The organism is Frateuria sp. GZRe12 (genome assembly GCF_051900535.1).
In the GTDB taxonomy this organism is placed as follows: Bacteria; Pseudomonadota; Gammaproteobacteria; order Xanthomonadales; family Rhodanobacteraceae; genus Frateuria_A.
Genome location: NZ_JBHZGI010000005.1, coordinates 176,742 through 191,213 on the forward strand (window position 1 = coordinate 176,742; position 14,472 = coordinate 191,213).

The window sequence follows — 14,472 nt, forward strand, 5'->3', positions numbered from 1 at the left end:
CTCCCGGCCCAGAGCGGACATCCCAACCTTCATTCATGCGCTCCAATAGCGAGGCGCACAGCGGGTAGAGCAACAGTGTGACATCGCTTTGGCCTGCGCGAAGCGCACGTCGGCAGAAGACTGAGGGATGAGTCAGATACCCGTTATCTTCCCGAGCTTTAATCGAAAACATTTAAGCTAGGACGCAGCTAGTTGCTCGACTACATCGCGAACAATAACCCGGGCGGCATTCCGCTTCTCGGGGTCTGGTTGCGCCGACTCCTTCAAGACGACTGCAACCTTTGCCCTTGCAGCTGGAGGTACATAGCGTTTGAAGGTAAGGGGCTCACGAAGATAAGCGAACCGCCTAAAGTCTCCATGCGCAACTAACAAATGGACAATAGCTCCGAAACTAAAAAAATCAAAAGCTGTTGTGTAATGTTCATCAAGCGGTTGATGGGGCCCCGTCCGCTCAAAAATTGCGCACAATTCCTGATTCGCATATCTCGCACTACCAAAGTCGCATAACTTAACTGTCTTCAGGTCCGAGGCAAGCAAGATGTTGCTCGGCGAAACGTCACCGTGAACGATCCCTTTGATAGAGAGTGCATCCACTGCGCTCAGTAACCCGCAAATGATTTTTAAACTCAACTCCCAGTCATTCCAAGCGACTACATCAACTAGGCAATAGTCAAGATACTCCGTCGCAATAAATGGGATATCCCACTGATATCCATCCGAATCAAGTAAAAGCTGTGACCCGTAGCTTATGAGATCAACCGCAGCACCCGCCATTCCGCTGGTGAGAAATGCCGCTTCATTCCTTAACAAGTCAGCCCCAACAGCGCTTTGGGGATTTGCTATCTTTAGAAATATGGAGCGCCCTCCGTCCTCGCATATCCCAAAATAGCTATATGTTGTCGGCACCACGCCTCTTCTGGCTATAAAGTTCCTAGCACCTTTGTAAGGCCCAATGCCAGGCAGGTCCCAAAATACTGGCGTCGCTATATACATTTAGCTAAGCATCGAGTGGAAGAAATGGGTTGCTGAGTGCCTCGATTGCAAGGGATAAGCATTCCGGTCGGACAGCGTGTTCCAGCAAATGAACAGCCTCTTGCTTCACCCATCGCGAAAAGCAAGGCTCACCGGCGTCGCACGTCGAAAATCGACCCGCTATTTCCATAATGCGAGAGATAAAACTATCCCCTTGAGAAGCCGAGAGATACCGCCCCCCGATGGCGATCTCAGCGCATCTGATCATTGTTCTTCTGGAATGCGATGCGCGCAAGTTGTGTTTCCTAACCGACCTCGAGGGCGCTTCGATTGAGCACTCATGGAAGCAATCATCTAAACCAAACGCCTTGCCCAATGCTTGGAAAGAGTTACGCTGCTGAACAGGATCGCGAGGTAACAGGTCAACTATTTTCCGGAAAGTGGGGTGCTCGATCCTGCTAGTGAGTGCCGCCAGTCCTCTGATGTGAAAATCCAACGCATTGGGACCCACCCAATTGCTCACATCTTCACCGGCGTCCAAAGACAATATTCTTTCGGAGAAGGCGTTCGCTTCATTGAGCCGCCTTTGGGCAGTGGCGCGCAATGAACGAACAAACTCTGTTGGGTACATAGCACCCCGCGCGAGAGTTGCTCTTCGAAGATTGATATCATTGGTCTTGCTAATAACTAATCGCTCAAATTCGTGTTGTGCTTCAAGATGAGCAGGAGACATTTTCCGCAAAGAGCCATAGAGCAGCAAGTCAAGACCGATAATCGACTCTTCGATATTCAGAAGCATCGATTTGGTGGCGCCTATGCTTCCAAACATGCGACAGTAGGAGTCGCCAAATAGAGCAGCATGACAAAGTTCGTGAATCAGGCTAAACGACTGCACCCTCGATGGCCTACCTGGAACTAAGACCGGGGGGCCAATAACAATCGCGCCCAGATCGGGCCTGAACGCCCCGTTCTTTGTCGAAGCGTAAATCTCAATGCCGCTATTGAACGCATAGAATCTCACCGCACGGTATTGGTTGCAAACAAGTACCATAAGGCTGTCATTCACTACAGCGAACGGAATGTCTCCGGCACGAAGCTCTGAGTCAAAAAAGCGCAGAGTGCACATTCCGGCGGCGAGTCCATGGTAGATAGCGGACTCTCCTCGGGAGACACAATATGCGAGAAAATCGTCAAAGGCGGCGAAGAATTCGAGAATTGTCGCTTTTTTACTCTTGGCGATTTCGCGTTCAATCCGTCGTAGCAGAACTGACGTGTATGCCTGAAGTATCTCTACTGGCGTCGATAACAACGCATCTACCCCGTCGACCCAGAGATCGCTTCCTAGCCGTGAGGTAAGAAAACGTTGGGTGCACCTGATTCGCCTCCGCAGAGTTGCGGAGAAGTCAATAACTTCGGATTCGAGGTGCACGGAGACGGCAGGGTGAAGTTTTATGATGAAGTGCAGCCGTAAGGAACAAGTGCCGCGCTAATCTTGTCGATCATTTTCGGATCGATCTTATTCTGCTCTAGAAGCTTGATAACCTGGCCACGAGGCAAGCCACTCTTGTCCACGACGTACCAAGCTAGCGCTTTTTCAGCGGCAGCCTTTGAAACCTTCACAGGTGTCGCAGACTTCTTTTCTGTCGCCATGATTCTGGACTCCGACGTTGAACTCAACAGAACTAAGCGGATTCGACTTAGGCAGGCTTGTCGAGATGTATCGGCATATTAAAACCGCGCAGACCGCGCTCCCGGCTTGGTCATTCAACCGGTTTGCCCAAGGGGCTCCATACATCGCCATACGTAATTTTGGCGTGAATATTTCCCCGCTCGATGCGGCCCCCTCCTGTTTAACGCCCTCGGCGGTAACAGACGCGCACGTGGCCGCTTCGGGTCGGAAGCGGAACTTCGGCCTACCCTCGATAACACCGACTGATCGGTTGCGCTCTCCTGCCTGAGCTACCACGGTAGAAGGCGGAATCCGTTCCCTCCGACCTCAAGCCGGTAATCGAGCGCGATGCGGTTGAGGAAGACTCGGTCATGCGACGCCACGATCAAGGCGCCGCGATAGTGCAGCATCACCTGCTCCAAGGCTTCAAGCGACTGCAGGTCGAGATGATTGGTCGGCTCGTCCAGCACCAGCAGTTGTGCGGACGTCTCGCCATACAACGCACATGCCAGCGCCGCCTTGAGTCGTTCACCGCCACTTAGGCGGGAGACGGCCTTGAGCGCGGAATCACAGGGCAGCGCCAACTGTGCGAGCCGGGTGCGCATTGCAGCCTCAGTTGCGGAAGGGTTAGCCGCAAGCAAGTGCTGCAGGGGGGACTGCCCGGGATCGAGCATTTCCAGCTGCTGGTCCAGAAAGGCGACCGGTACGTGCACCTCGCACTGCCCCGACGCTGGTGCGAGCCGCCCGGCAACCACCTTGAGCAAAGTGGATTTGCCGCTGCCGTTTGACCCCGTCACGCCGATGCGCTGGCAGCCTCCGATGGTCAGGTCGAGCGGCCCTGGAGCCCCCGCACCAAATGGAAGGCGCACTTGGTCAAGCGTGACGGCCTTACGCCGAGGCACGCCGGAGACAGCGGGCGCTGGCAAGGCAATATCGGCATCGTCCGCCACCTGCAGGGCCGCGTCACGTACGTTCTGTGCCAGTTCCTCCCTGCGCGCCTCCTGTGCGCGTTGCCGGCTTGCCGGTACTGACCTGACTCTGCTGCTTGCGCCGGCCCAGCAGGATGGCGGCCTGGTTGGCATCGCGGCCAGCGCGCGTGACGCGCGACTGGCGGCGCCCCAGGTTCTCCAGTGTCTGGCGGATGGCGGCTTCGCCGCGTCGCTGTTCGGCCTTGCGATGCTCCAACTCCTGTCTGGCGCGGCCTTGTTCCTCCACCTTCGAATGCGCGTAGAAATCGTAGCCGCCGCCATAGTCGCGCAGACCGGTGGCCGAGAGTTCCAAGATGCGCTGCATCGGCTGCAGCAGTTCGCGGTCATGGCTGATCACCAGCAAGCTCTTGGGCCACGCGCGCAGGCGCTCCAGTAGTGCCTCGCGACAGGGACGGTCGAGATGGTTGGTAGGCTCGTCGAGCACCAGCATGTCCGGCTCTGCCAACCATGCCCCCGCCAGCGCGATCCGCGTCAGCTCGCCGCCACTGAGTCCGGCGGCCGGGTGATCCTGGGCGAGGTGGCCGAGGCCGTGCGCATCCAGCCACGCGGGCAGTCGCTGGCGGATGTCCCAGCGGTCTCCGACCGTCTCGAAGTCGTGTGCACGCACTTCGCCTGCTTCGATCCGGTCGAGGGCATCAAGGATTGACTGCACGCCTGCGATGGATGCCACCGTCGCGCCTGCCGGACAAGCTACCTGTTGAGCGACATAAGCGATGCGGCCTGTGCGCAGACATCGTCCTTGGGTCGGCTCGAGCTCGCCGGCGAGCACACGCCCGAGCACACTCTTACCTGCGCCATTGCGCCCGACCAGGCCGGTGTGGCGACGGTCGAGCTGGATGTCGATATGCGAGAAAACGAGCTGACCATCGGGCCACGCGAACGCCGCGTCTTGCAGCGTCAGAAAAACTTCCGTCATGGGATCTCTAGGGTGCCGTGTGTCGGTCCATCTGGTGGGATGGAGGGGACAGGCCGTCGGGAAGACGGCGGCATCACCGGCGCATCGGACGGTTCCTCGGAGTTCTGCAGGAGCGGAGCCGGGACTATAGCGATCGCGCTTCGGGGAGACAAACCGCTCGCTGCCAAGGTCCGGTTGTCGATGCAACGTCTGCGCCGTCGCCAGCCGGCCTCGCTGCGAAAGTGGCTCTGCGAACGAAGTGCTTGCCTTCCTTCTCAGAGGCGGGGGAATTCCATCGATCCTCCGCCGGGACAGGCAATCGTGGACATGACAGCAGATGCACTTTGCCCTAACCGGAGAGCCCCCGAAAGCTGCAAGCCACAATTGTCGCGGTGGTTCTTCGAAGCTGTTTTCAACGCCTACCCGAGACGGATCTAGATGGCGTTGCTCGATTCACGCCCCGGATGAACGAGTTCGCTCGATCGACGTGGTGATACAATGCTTTTGTCGTGCCCGAAATAGGGCGGCGTGGTCTCGCGGCGCTTTGACCTAAACTTGGGATGGCTGGCTCGCAAGGAGCATCGCGTGATCAGGGGATGGATGCTTGTCTGCGCGGCCACCGCCGTGCTCGCTGCGTGTTCGGTACGCCCGGACGGTAGCAACGGCGCTCGCCGCGATTTCATCCTTCCCGGCGTTGGCTACGCCGTTGCCTACCATCGGGCCGTCGAGTTCGCGCGCATTTGTCACACCGGCGGCGGCCTCTTCAAGCACGCGACCATCACCAATGAGCTGTTCCCCGATACGGGCGAAGCCTACGTGCACGTCGCCTGGGGCGGTGGCACGATGCCAGAGCAAATCAATATCAAGGACGCGCCCGACGGCGCGGCCGTGTCCGTGGTCAATGTCGACCAAGGCATGTGGGACGGGCGCGAACTGGACGCCGCTACGCGATCACTGCAAAGCGGAATCGCGACGTGCCGGTGAGGATCAAGTATGCCGCCCCATAAGCGCACCACTTACCATGTCCTTAAAACGACTCAGGGCTGGCGCCTTGTGCGTGAGGGCGGCCTGCGTGCATCCGCCGTCGCGAGCACAAAAGAAGCTATCCTCCGCAAGGCGCGTCATCTAGCGCGCCGGGGAGGCTACGAGGTGCTCGTCCACGACGAGCGGGGGCTGGTCACCATGCGCATCGCGACCGGGCGGCGCATCGGCACCAAGAGCGCCAAACCCGTGGTCGCGAGCGCAGCTGCCAAGCGCGTCGGTGCTGGCGAATTTGTTCATGACCTGCTGCCGCCGCCAACCAAGCCCAAGAAGCGTTGAACCTTTTATCCGCGACCAGGGGAACAACAATGGCAAACAAAGAACGCAGCGGGAACGACATTCCGCGTAACCCGACACCGCACGTTCCTCGCGATATTCCTCCGCAGAGGAGCCCGGCTTACGATGGCGGATTCACGCGCGGTGATGTAGTAAATCAGCCCACGGTGCAGGACATTCTTCCGCCCCCAACCAAGCCAGGGAAACGATAGCGGGTGATGCAATGACGGATGAGACCATCGAACAACAAGCCTTCGACACTCTGTGGGCGGTCCAGCTCTCATCTCGTTACCACATGCGTCGGCAGGCTTTCTTCGAGCGCTGGTCACGTGTGACGGCGGCCACTGGCGTGCTTTTTGGATCAACCGCGATCGCCGGCGCTTTCACCGCAGCACATATGCCTGCATGGATTACTGCGGTGACCGGCGCGATGGTCGCGGTCGCGTCAACGGTTGACCTGGTGGTCGGCACCGCAATGATGGCGCGAAAGCACGAGGATCTGCGCAAGCGCTTCCTTCAGCTTGAGGCGGAGATTCGGAGGTGCATGGAGCCAACAGCGGAAACCTGCGTACTGTGGACCGACAAGCGCCTAGCTATCGAGTTTGACGAGCCCCCTATCTACAACGGCTTGGCGTTGCTCTGCTACGACGAGCTCGCTCGCGCGACACGCGGGGTAAAGGAGCGGGTCAGGGTATTGCCGTCCGTGCGAATCACCGCGCAGTGGTGGCGCTGGGACCGCCCGGTCGAGGAACTCATTGCATAAAAAAGGCCGGGCGAGCCCGGCCATTGCTTCCCAGCTGATTCCTACCGCCGCTTTCCCTTGTTTGGTGCCTGGGTCAGCGCTGACGCAGCAACGCTCTTTACCGGAGCGGGGGTCTTGGGGTTGGAAAGCAGCTTGCCGGCGGTCGATGCCACGGACTTGCCGGTTTGTTCATTGCGCTTGGTCATTTTTAGGGCCTCTTACAGGTGTACGTGAGCAGCCGAAGCCGCGTTCGAGCCACCCCATCGCCAGCCCCCTGAAAGGCGGTAGCGCGCTCAAGCCCAACATATGGGCCTTTTCACGCCACGTCAACACATAACCTTGTAGGCCCGAATCCGTAGCCGCGTTGCATTTCCAGCCCGCACCCGCTCCCGGCACAATTGCCCCACGTTGTACTTGTCCTCTCAGACTTGTAGAGCGCCAACACGATCCGCACTCAGGCGCCGAATGTCGCTCACGCCAAGCGGCCGAACCATTTGGTGGTAGGTCTGGATGCGAGGCGCTGGTCCAGTGCAATTGTGAAGCCAATCTTGACCGCTAGCTCGTCGCTTCTTCGGAAGGCGAGCTAGAACTCGGCGGAGCGATTTCCTGGGTCGGATCCACCCACCAAGTCCCTACACCTCAGGGAGTACCTCGGTTCCGGTGGCGCCTTTCCCACTGCAGCTGGCTTTTCACAAGACCATGCAAGCCCTTGAGATCAGGCTCAGCCGCGACCAAGAACTTTCCGTCCGGATCTTCAAGTAGAAAGCCGCCCACCCCAGAGCGGCGCATATAGTCACGGATGGCGTTTAGCATCGCCGATGGGTCGTACTGTACGTCGGGTACGACGTTTTCTTCGTCGCTTGCCATGTTCGCTTCCGACCAAAACTAGCAAGTGCAAACCTAGCAGAAAGCAACAAGGCTTGGCTCATCAATCGTGGCGAGGATTCAGGCTGGCGTGGTTCGCATGCATGATAACTGTGGTTATCAATAGCCCTAAATTTGGCCGCCAAACTCGGCCCGATCCGGCACCACCTCTGCGGTAAAGCCTTGCTCTCCCCAGATCGCGAGGCCTCACCGCCGACGAACCTGTCTGCGTTTGGCGGTCTGACCCCTTGTCCGGCCAGAGGACGAAAGTCCACCTGGGCGGAACGTTCTAGCAACACAGCGTCCCCCAGGCACTTGCCTGAGGGACGCGATCTCTGGCGACTGCCATTGGGAGTGGTTAGGCGATCACCTGGTCGGCGCACGAGCATCCGGCTTGTTTCAGAACGGTTAGAATCGTTCCAGGGGTTTGGTGCGGATTAGGGTGATCGCTGGACAGCCTTCCGGCACGGCCTGAACAACGCCCGGGTGTTTATCATCTTGCTGCTGTTGCCCAACCTGTCAGCCTGAAAGCCAGCTATCGGTTGAAAGGCAGCCTCCGCCTATCGTCCGCTTCCGGCCAAAAGCGGACGTTGGCTGCGGCTCGGCCTTTTGCCCGACCAACTCGCCCTCGTTCCAAGGGGTCCTGCCCTGCTTGTTCTTCATGCGTGAACCCTCGCGATGGGGGGTTCAACCGTATCCACCTGACACAGCGGTTCTTTGGCGATTTTTCTGATGCAGGTCGGCTACACGATCGGAGTATAGCCAGGGTCAGCACGCGCTCGTTGCGTTACCCTCATGTTTTTCCCCGCAACCGTTGGCGCATGGAACCGGTATTCAGGCCATCCAAAGGCTGCTTGGTCACCGGAAGCTTACAGACGAGACCACCGGGTTGAAAGCTCTGTGGCGCGCGGTCAGCATTCGGTATAACCGGACCTGCGGGTCCGTACATTTCGTAGTTAGGCGTCACCAGATAGGCCAACTAAATGCAAAAATTTGCTCTGATGCTCTCAGCCTTCTTCGGTTGCTCAGCAGCTGTACTATGGTTTGTGTCAGCGCGCATAAAGGTCAAGGCTGGCGGGAGACCGAACAACCCTGACGGCTTCCAAACCTCCCATATTTATGTGGGCAGCGGCAAAGACGAGTACGAGCTCGTAGAGACTCTCGTACGGCAGAGCATCTGGAGTAGGCGTGCAGCAGTAGCAGCTAGCCTCTCTGCTGTCTTTCAAACGATCTCCATAGGTGTATCGGGCTAAGTGCCTGACATCTCGTTCAAGGCCGGACGGCTACGCCGCCGCTTAACTCAGCGTTAGGGGCTCACCACACATGCCGCACAGTTGGGAAATTCATGTCGACGCCGGAAGTTATTACCCGGACCTTTCACACAATTTCTTCGGCGACGACATATTCCTCAGTTACGAGAATGACGACCATTGTGGTATGCAGTTCTCTGCGTACTCGCCACACATAGATGAGCTCACTGACCCGCAACATGTTTCTACCAGGATATTCAGCCTTCAGCTCCTTCTAAACGGCGCGTTGAGAGTTGAGTCTGGGGGGCGCAATCCTGTGCCCGTATCATTCACCTCGTTTCGCAGTCTCAATGGGGCAAAATCGAATAATGCAAGTTACTCCCCCATCGAGGAGTACCCGTTCAAATCCGACAGTTCGTCCGCGCCCCGTCCAGAAGGGACGATGGACCCAAGGCAACGGCTAGCATCTTACGCTCTGCATTTGAGCAAAAAAGATGACTCAATACGCAACCTGCTATTTCTCGCCGGTCTCCTAGCTGACAACAGTCCACTCGAGGCCATCCTCTCTTGGGCTACCTTGTATCGAATTCACGACTGCGCTAAGACATACTCCTCCGAATTGGGAATGGATTACGCCTCACTTGTGGATAAAAATGAGATAGAGCGTTTTACTGCTGCATGCAATAACATGAGTATTCTTGGCCTTAATGCTCGTCACGGCGCATCAAGTAACAAGCCCCCAACACGCGTCATGACAGACTACGTGGAAGCGGAAAATCTAATCTTGTCTATGGCAGCGAAACTCGTTCGGGCTCTTATTAGGGCAAAGTACTCCTAACCACTTGTTCAAGACGGACGGCTTCCGTCCCTTAATTCAAGCGTTGGGCCCATTCGAGGAGAATCGCACACCGTGTACGCAATCCTGAGCTACGGATTCCCGCTGCTGCTAATCGCGTTCGAGTGGGGACTCCGTCGTGTCCTCCAGATTGACTCCTCTGGCTTCATAGGGCCAACGCTTGCGGCCGCCGCGCTGTCATTTCTCGTGCCTCTGACAAGGCCGAAGATCACCACTATTTCTCAGGACGGCTCGACCTTTCAGCTGCTGAACGAGCGCGACCAGCAGCTGATCCCGGTAGTCTGGCTAACCGTGCTTGCCGGGCTGTTCGCCTGGGCGGCTAGCTGCTACTTCTCGATCAAGCTGAACTCAGAAACCTTCTACCTGCTCCCTGTTCACGTTGCGATAGGCCTGGCCATTTATTTTATAAGCGTGGTCCTCGTTGCGATAAAGGAGGCCGTCTGATGGATACGTCTCTGTTCACGGCTGCTGTGTCTGCAGCACTCGGCCTCATCACGGCCGCACTCGCTTCTCTTCTCATAAAGAAGCTGCGAGCTAAGGAGCGACGATTCGTCGCGGTGCAGTCTGCCGGCAAGCGCGAGGAAATAACTGCCCCAAGTAACGCCTCGCTCTACGATATTCAAACTATTGCCTTGAAGTCCTTCGCGCTCGAACAGCAGGTTGGAGACATTCTTAGGAGTTTGTCGTCCATCGGCAACGTGGTGGAAATTCGCCCTAGCCGAGCGGTTGACTTCATCGCAACGCAAGGCGACAAGAAAGTTGCTGTCGAGGTAAAGGCTAATCCGCGCGGGATTGACGTCTCGCAGATCGAGCGCTATTTGACCGCCGAACCAGACATCGATAGCGTCATTATTGCATCGCTCGCTCCCCTGCCTCGCCAGCTTGAAATTGCGCTTTCCAAACAACTGCGGAGCGGCAGAGTTCGTTTCGTGAATATCAGTGGTGAGCTCGCAGAAGATCGTAGTCGCGTCCAGGCGGAGCTCGCGGCGTCATTTCATAGGCAAGGGGTCTAAGAAGTTTTTCAAGCCGACCCGCTTCGCGGAGCGGGTTAACTCAGGCGTTAATGTCCGCTCCTGGCCGGTAGCGGGCACCGATCGGTCGCACATGGAATGCCTCTCACCACCACTGTGCACGACTGTGATCAGGGACAGTCCTGAGAGGGCGCGCGTGCTTCACTCTCTAGAAGCTGAGGCTTTATTCAGAATCGGCTATGGCGGCCATTAGTAGTTTCGACGCCAGCTCCAGCATGACCGGGTCAAAGCGCCCCACGAGGTTGCGGTGTGCTGCCCGCGTTCGGTCGAACCGAATCCGTGGCATATCACCTCGCACTCTGGCATTGGGGCAGGTGGGCCGGGCGGTCTCTAGTCGCGACCGCCAACCACTTCGCCTGCCGCTTCGTGCAATACCTCGCCGTCGTGCACCCATATTCCAAGACCCAGCGGAAGCGGGCGGGTACCCAGAATCGCGAAAACCATGCCTGCATAGTCCCGGGTCGCCGCTGCAGCAGCGTGATTTTTCAGGAGTCTCAGATCCTTCGGTGATGGATGAGGCACAGGCTCAGGATGAGTATGCCAGAGCCCAAGACAGTGGTAGCCCTGCTCGAACATGGCTCCCCGTTCCGCGACCGCCTGCTTGACGTCGAAGCTGACCGAAGCCCAGGCAGCGCTGACTTGCGTCAGGAGCGTCGCTCGTACGACCACCACTTCTCGGCTCGTGAGGTCGCGCGTGTACAACTGTCCAACCGACTCCCTGCTCAGCCAACGTTGTTGGACGTACGGGCGTAGAAACGCGGTCACATCGTCCGTGATCGCGAGAGTCCAGCTGGCGCCCTGCAGCCGATAGCGTGCAACCGTCTCAGTCATGGGGTCGGAGGATATCGGCGAGCGAGCGTGTACAGGTCGCGCTGTCGGCGGCGCTGCTGGAAGTTGGAACGATGTGTGTTCGAAGCACGTCGAAGCCCAGTCGATCGAAGAAGCCGCTCGACCGCACCCACGACCAGACGGTAGCGGGATGGCGCGGGTCATCCACGACGGACAAGACCCGCTCGGCTGCGAACGCCGCGACCAAGGTCACGTCAGCGACCCCATACGGATGGAAGCCGCTGTTGCACCCGGGAAGCGCAATGCGGGTGTCATTGGCCGATAGATCCGAAGCGTTGACGAGGTCGTCCGCAGGGTCCTCCTCCGGCCAGGGCACATCGGGCTGCGTCAACACCACATGCCCGGCACTGCAGAGAGGCTCGAGCCACGCATGGATGATGGGCGTATCGCCAAAGAGCTCACGGCGGTGATGCGACATGAAGTTGCGCACCTTAGACTCAGCAGTGCACTCAATGATCAGGTCGTATTGATCAGGTCGGCAGTTGTTCCGACACCAGACCACGGCATCCTCGTGATGGGGAACCACCGCGAGGCCCGGAACATCAGCACACAGCTGCGCCGCGAGTTCGTCCGCCTTCCACCGGTCGCGTGCGCGCATACCCAAGTGGTGGCGCGCCACGTTCTCCGTGTCGAAGATCTCCTTGTCGACGATATCCAATGTACCAATGCCGGCGCGCGCGATCGCGACGGCCAGAGGGCTGCCAAGGGACCCAGCGCCGAGGAGCAGGACGCGCTTGGCGCGTCGAGCGTGCAGCGTCGCCAACTCTTGGTCGCGCGCGAGCGCCCAATCGGCGTCAATGCGCTTGACCGGCACTGGTTCAATCCGCGGCGCACAACCGCACATCGCTTCAGAGGCGAAGAGCTGATACCCGAAGACAGTGCTGCCCACCCCGACAAACACCACCACAGGTCGGTGTAGCGTCGGCCGGTTGCAGAAGCGTTGGGCTTTCGAACGCTTCTTGCCGGGCTCTCTGGGCCGAGGGATGTGGAAGCCGCCGACCTTGGTCAACCAATCGGGCAAGGACAGCGCGCCGCCTGTTGAACGTGCCACGAGCGCTTCCAGCTCCGAGAACCCCGTAGGCCACGTTTGCGGCGTCCAGAGCTCGCCGGCAGGCAGCGAAACGAACAGCGCCTGTCCATGGACTTCGGTGCCACTCGCCCACCCATGCCGCGTCGCGAGATCTCGAGGCGAGGTGTCTCGAAACGTGGCGATCTGGAGGCGAGCGGCCTTGCGGTTTTCGTTTTGGGATACGTAGGCCACCATCTGGCCTTGCGCCCCACTGGGCAGGTTGCCGAGCTCACCCAACGTGTTGCCCGCTACGGGTCGCCGATATCCTCGCGCGTCTTGCGTGCTACAGGCCTGCGCCCAGTACGACGCTCGCTCATCATGGAATTGCTGCTCGCACCAAGCCGGATCCGACGCGGGTGTTAGTAGCTTGTCCTTAAAGGTCTCGATGGCCCGACACACGGCGGCGACAGGCGCTGCGTGATCGCCCGGGACAGCATGGAGACCCAGGCAAACCCTTCCGTCGTGCTCAATATGCGGGACCTTCAGGAAGTAGCTTCGGTCGACGAACAGCTGGCAGGGGCGATCAGGGAAGTTTGGCGGCAAGCGCAGCGTGACCGAAGAGATAGGCAGAGCCGAGTCGCCCAAATCGATGATCCACTCGGCGGCCACATCGGCGCGTCGGATCATCGCCCGCCGAGCGAACGCGGAGCCGGGGCCGTCGAGCCAGTGCTCGACGGCCGTCACTGCGGCGCTAACCGGTCCGGACACGATGATCGATTAGCTGATCGTAGGATTCGAGCCGCGCCCGATGGCCGATCCCAAGGTATTCGAGGATCCTGCGCGCATGGGCGCCTTCGGGTTCGTCGCCGTGGGGCCGGCAGAAGACAGCAGTCCGTTCAGCACGTTAGGCTTTTCGGGCTTGCTCGCCTTCCACGCCTCAACGCCCGCGGGGCCGAAGACGCTGCGAATCGAGTCCTCCCGCGGGGTACGGTCGCTCTGATGCAAGAGGGCCTCGAGGTCGCTCTCGAGCTTCTTGTGCCAGCCGCGGAATTCCCGCTCGCGTGCGCCGAAGTCATCGTTCCAGCGGTCCGCGAAGTTTTCGCGGGGCAGCGCCGGATTCGGCACGTACCACTTCCCGTCGTGCGACAAGATCATGGACGGCATCATCTCGATGAGCTCGAGGACCACTTCGATCGGCGAGTGGAAGTCGTACGCGCGGTCTGCGAGAAGCTTCTCGTAAGCCTGTGTCAGAAGGGTAACGATGATGACGGAGATCGGCATCACCGCCTGCTTTTCGTCAGACGCGCCCCGGTAAATCGTGTCGCGGTGCAGTTTTACCAGCTGCACCGTGCGGCGAAGGATATCGTCGAGCCCGACTTCGTCGTCCGGAAGCGGATCGACCTGGCTGCGTGCTTCGACTGCCACCTTGGCGGTACGAGACTGGAAGGGAAACCGCTTGTTCGCGTGCTCGCAGAACCAGTTCGCATATTCGCCGGGGTTCGAAGGCGACCAGCGCGTGTCCGGATCGCGAACCGACAAGCTTGAACCTTGCAGGCCCGTCTGGTCGTTCACCGCGGGCGTGACGTCGAAGTAGAACCGCTCATTCGGATAGTTCAGGCGCCAGCAACGACGTTTCCCCTGCGGGTCACCAGTCAACGACTCGTGGCCTTCCAGGGCCTGGCCGAATGCCTCGAACATCTTCTCGGGATCAGGCGCTTGATAGCGCGGGCCCTTCAGGTGGACCACCACGTCCAGGTCAAACTTCGTGGGCCACTGTGGCGAGATCGTGGTCTGCGTACGCATCGAGCCCTGGGGGAAGATATGCACCTCATGACGCGGCAAGTCGAGCTTGCGCGCGATGCGGTCTGCCAGCGCTTCGTATTCCTTCTCGGCCTTCTCGCGGTCCTCGCGCTTGAGCTCGAGGCGACGGAGCAGGCGACCGATCAGGGTCGTCCACTGGTCGGTCTCGTGTCGCTCCAGCAACGAGGCGGTGAGGCGTTTCGAAAAGCGGTTCTTGTCCATCTAGTGC

At 59.0% G+C, this 14,472-nt stretch carries 13 protein-coding genes and 1 pseudogene; 5 read left to right on the plus strand and 9 right to left on the minus strand.

The genetic code is table 11. From position 1 onward, the window contains the following. Nucleotides 1–177 precede the first annotated feature (177 nt). From ACFWZ4_RS13025 to ACFWZ4_RS13040, 4 genes and pseudogenes are all read right to left on the minus strand, one after another. The gene (locus ACFWZ4_RS13025) at nucleotides 178–906 is read right to left on the minus strand and encodes a protein kinase domain-containing protein (RefSeq protein ID WP_439705107.1); all 729 of its coding nucleotides are present in this window, start codon (nucleotides 904–906) and stop codon (nucleotides 178–180) included. Nucleotides 907–997: 91 nt separating this feature from the next. Beyond that, nucleotides 998–2,401, minus strand: a complete 1,404-nt coding sequence (locus tag ACFWZ4_RS13030; protein ID WP_439705108.1) for a hypothetical protein — start codon at nucleotides 2,399–2,401, stop codon at nucleotides 998–1,000. A gap of 20 nt (nucleotides 2,402–2,421) precedes the next feature. Further along, nucleotides 2,422–2,622, minus strand: a complete 201-nt coding sequence (locus ACFWZ4_RS13035; protein ID WP_439705109.1) for a hypothetical protein — start codon at nucleotides 2,620–2,622, stop codon at nucleotides 2,422–2,424. Nucleotides 2,623–2,931: 309 nt separating this feature from the next. Continuing rightward, nucleotides 2,932–4,546, minus strand: a pseudogene (locus ACFWZ4_RS13040) (ABC-F family ATP-binding cassette domain-containing protein). A 564-nt stretch (nucleotides 4,547–5,110) separates the two neighbouring features. Here ACFWZ4_RS13040 and ACFWZ4_RS13045 point away from each other — a divergent pair. The 3 genes from ACFWZ4_RS13045 (at nucleotide 5,111) to ACFWZ4_RS13055 (ending at nucleotide 6,605) form a co-directional block, all read left to right on the plus strand. After that, the gene (locus ACFWZ4_RS13045; RefSeq protein ID WP_439705110.1) at nucleotides 5,111–5,509 is read left to right on the plus strand and encodes a BPTD_2524 family lipoprotein; all 399 of its coding nucleotides are present in this window, start codon (nucleotides 5,111–5,113) and stop codon (nucleotides 5,507–5,509) included. Nucleotides 5,510–5,518: 9 nt separating this feature from the next. Beyond that, nucleotides 5,519–5,845 carry a DUF2188 domain-containing protein gene (locus tag ACFWZ4_RS13050; RefSeq protein WP_439705111.1) on the plus strand — a complete coding sequence of 109 codons (327 nt, stop codon included), beginning with the start codon at nucleotides 5,519–5,521 and terminating at the stop codon, nucleotides 5,843–5,845. 220 nt (nucleotides 5,846–6,065) lie between these two features. Then, entirely contained in the window at nucleotides 6,066–6,605 is a 540-nt protein-coding gene (locus ACFWZ4_RS13055) for a hypothetical protein (RefSeq protein WP_439705112.1), read from the plus strand. A gap of 41 nt (nucleotides 6,606–6,646) precedes the next feature. Here ACFWZ4_RS13055 and ACFWZ4_RS13060 read toward each other — a convergent pair whose 3' ends face one another. After that, the gene (locus ACFWZ4_RS13060; protein ID WP_439705113.1) at nucleotides 6,647–6,790 is read right to left on the minus strand and encodes a hypothetical protein; all 144 of its coding nucleotides are present in this window, start codon (nucleotides 6,788–6,790) and stop codon (nucleotides 6,647–6,649) included. 433 nt (nucleotides 6,791–7,223) lie between these two features. Then, nucleotides 7,224–7,451: a hypothetical protein gene (locus ACFWZ4_RS13065; protein WP_439705114.1), complete on the minus strand. Its 228-nt coding sequence runs from the start codon at nucleotides 7,449–7,451 to the stop codon at nucleotides 7,224–7,226. A gap of 2,157 nt (nucleotides 7,452–9,608) precedes the next feature. On the opposite strand from ACFWZ4_RS13065, the gene ACFWZ4_RS13070 reads away from it, so the two are divergent. Further along, nucleotides 9,609–9,998: a hypothetical protein gene (locus ACFWZ4_RS13070; RefSeq protein WP_439705115.1), complete on the plus strand. Its 390-nt coding sequence runs from the start codon at nucleotides 9,609–9,611 to the stop codon at nucleotides 9,996–9,998. Beyond that, the gene (locus tag ACFWZ4_RS13075) at nucleotides 9,998–10,567 is read left to right on the plus strand and encodes a hypothetical protein (RefSeq protein ID WP_439705116.1); all 570 of its coding nucleotides are present in this window, start codon (nucleotides 9,998–10,000) and stop codon (nucleotides 10,565–10,567) included. Before ACFWZ4_RS13070 ends, ACFWZ4_RS13075 begins: the two co-directional genes overlap by 1 nt. A gap of 348 nt (nucleotides 10,568–10,915) precedes the next feature. On the opposite strand, the gene ACFWZ4_RS13080 is transcribed toward ACFWZ4_RS13075, so the two are convergent. From ACFWZ4_RS13080 to ACFWZ4_RS13090, 3 genes are read right to left on the minus strand one after another with little or no spacing between them, the layout of a single operon-like run. Continuing rightward, a complete protein-coding gene (locus ACFWZ4_RS13080; protein WP_439705117.1) occupies nucleotides 10,916–11,416 on the minus strand; it encodes a Mov34/MPN/PAD-1 family protein in 501 nt (166 codons plus the stop codon). After that, the gene (locus ACFWZ4_RS13085; protein ID WP_439705118.1) at nucleotides 11,409–13,187 is read right to left on the minus strand and encodes a ThiF family adenylyltransferase; all 1,779 of its coding nucleotides are present in this window, start codon (nucleotides 13,185–13,187) and stop codon (nucleotides 11,409–11,411) included. Before ACFWZ4_RS13085 ends, ACFWZ4_RS13080 begins: the two co-directional genes overlap by 8 nt. Nucleotides 13,188–13,220: 33 nt before the next feature. Then, nucleotides 13,221–14,465, minus strand: coding sequence for a nucleotidyltransferase domain-containing protein (locus ACFWZ4_RS13090; RefSeq protein ID WP_439705119.1), 1,245 nt, complete (start codon nucleotides 14,463–14,465; stop codon nucleotides 13,221–13,223). Between the last annotated feature and the right edge of the window lie 7 nt (nucleotides 14,466–14,472).